Source organism: Bacillus sp. 05T31 (assembly GCF_056396725.1).
Window position 1 is genome coordinate 1 of the sequence record NZ_JBFTMA010000761.1, and the last position, 2,033, is coordinate 2,033.

Sequence of the window (2,033 nt, forward strand, 5' to 3'; positions counted from 1 at the left end):
TGGATGCACTTGTACCAAGAGCTAATGATAATCCAATTCCAGTAACAATTGCTTCAACCATTGATGGAGTTATTGTAATTTGTGTAATTGCTTGGATAACGATAGGTGCTCCAAGTGAGATTAAGCTTGTGCCWGMWCCTGGTACATTAACTCCATTMACTTGAATTGMAAGGCTACCTAATAMACTTACTGCTGCAGTATATGCGATAACAGTAATTTTATAGAATCCAGTTTCACTTATGATGAAAGTATCAGCGTCTAATTGAGAAATTGCTGTACCAAACTGAGATCCAACCGTGTTAAACGGTACAGGATCATTAATTCCAAGAGCTAAAGAAACTGTAGCAGAGTTAAATGCATACAATCCTGCTGGAAGTCCTAATCCAGATGGCCCGGTCGGCCCAGTAGGTCCAGTCGCACCAGTCGCACCAGTTGCACCAGTGTCTCCAGTCGGCCCAGTAGGTCCAGTTGCGCCAGTGTCTCCAGTCGGYCCAGTCGGTCCAGTTGTACCAGTGTCTCCAGTAGGCCCAGTAGGYCCAGTAGGCCCAGTAGGTCCAGTAGGTCCAGTAGGCCCAGTAGGTCCAGTAGGCCCAGTAGGTCCAGTAGGCCCAGTAGGTACGGTAGGTCCAGTAGGCCCAGTAGGCCCAGTAGGTCCAGTTGGCCCGGTWGGAAGKGTAAACGGYGGTATTGGYGGTAAAGTTGGACCTACAAGATTAGGATCAAATGCACTAGCTGATAAGAATTCATCAGGATTTAAGCCATCTGAATAATTATTATTTGACATAAATTCACCTCCATAAAGCTTTCATTATATAGTAGATGCAAAAYCAYAAGAAAATGACACGGACATTTGAATTATTRAAAAGAAATCTTAAATAGCTTGAACAACTTAAAAAAATGGAAAGTTTATTGTATGTATAACATATGATTGAGTTGGAAGAGGGTGATTATGTTGAACAAGCAAGGAATTACAATTAGTCTATGTATGATTGTTCGCGATGAGGAAAATACAATAGATCGATGTTTGGACGCGGTAGAAAAAATTGTTGATGAAATTATTGTAGTTGATACAGGATCCACTGATCGAACGAAGGAAATTGTAGCAAAATACACTTCTAACATACACGATTTTCCGTGGGTTGATGATTTTGCAGCAGCTAGAAATTTTGCGTTTTCAAAAGCAACGCAAGAATATATATTATGGTTAGATGCTGATGATGTGTTATTAGAGGAAGCTCAAGAATCACTGAAAACATTAAAACGAGAGTTAGATGGTAAAGTTGACGCTGTTTCTATGCCTTATTATCTTGTAATGGATTCTAATGGGAAACCTTTATATTGCACAAGAAGATATCGACTTGTAAAGCGTGAAAAACAATTTCAATGGTTTGGAAAGGTGCATGAGTATTTAGCTGTTTCTGGTGAGATTTACAATAGTAATGTCGCCATTACACATAAGAAAGAAAAAGAAATAACGAATCGTAATTTGAAAATTTTTCAAAATGCTGTAGCAGCTGGAGAAGAATTAAGCCCGAGAGATTTATTTTATTACGGTAATGAATCTATGGATAATCAAAAATACGACGATGCGGTTCTTCTGTATGAAACATTTCTTAATCAAGAGGAAGGATGGCATGAAGAGAAAATTTATGCATGTGGTAAGTTAGGAGATTGTTATGCGAAGTTAGGAGACTGGGAGAAGGCAGTTGAAACTTGTACGAAGTCGTTTCGTTATGGTATTCCTAGAGGAGAGAATTGTACAAGAATAGGATATATATATATGGAACAACAAAAGTATAATGAAGCGATATTTTGGTTTAAGCTAGCAACTGAAGTGCCGCTAGCAGAGGATAGTCCTTTTCACAGTCCGGCTAGTTATACGTGGATTCCATATTTACAAATGTGTATTTGTTATAGCAGATTAGGAGATCAAGATAAAGCTTATTATTATAATGAATTGGCAGCTTCTTATGTTCCGAATAATGCTGCGATTGAATATAACCGTAAATATTTTAGAGGCATCTATGATAAAC

Annotated in this window: 2 protein-coding genes; one reads left to right on the top strand and one right to left on the bottom strand. The window is 38.5% G+C overall.

The features are described from left to right. Nucleotides 1-784, bottom strand: a 784-nt coding sequence (locus AC1DJR_RS27900) for a BclA C-terminal domain-containing protein (RefSeq protein ID WP_477004037.1), incomplete at its 3' end; no start/stop codon positions are given. 165 nt (nt 785-949) lie between these two features. Here AC1DJR_RS27900 and AC1DJR_RS27905 point away from each other — a divergent pair. Next, the coding region (locus tag AC1DJR_RS27905) for a tetratricopeptide repeat-containing glycosyltransferase family 2 protein (protein WP_477004038.1) at nt 950-2,033 on the top strand (1,084 nt) is incomplete at its 3' end.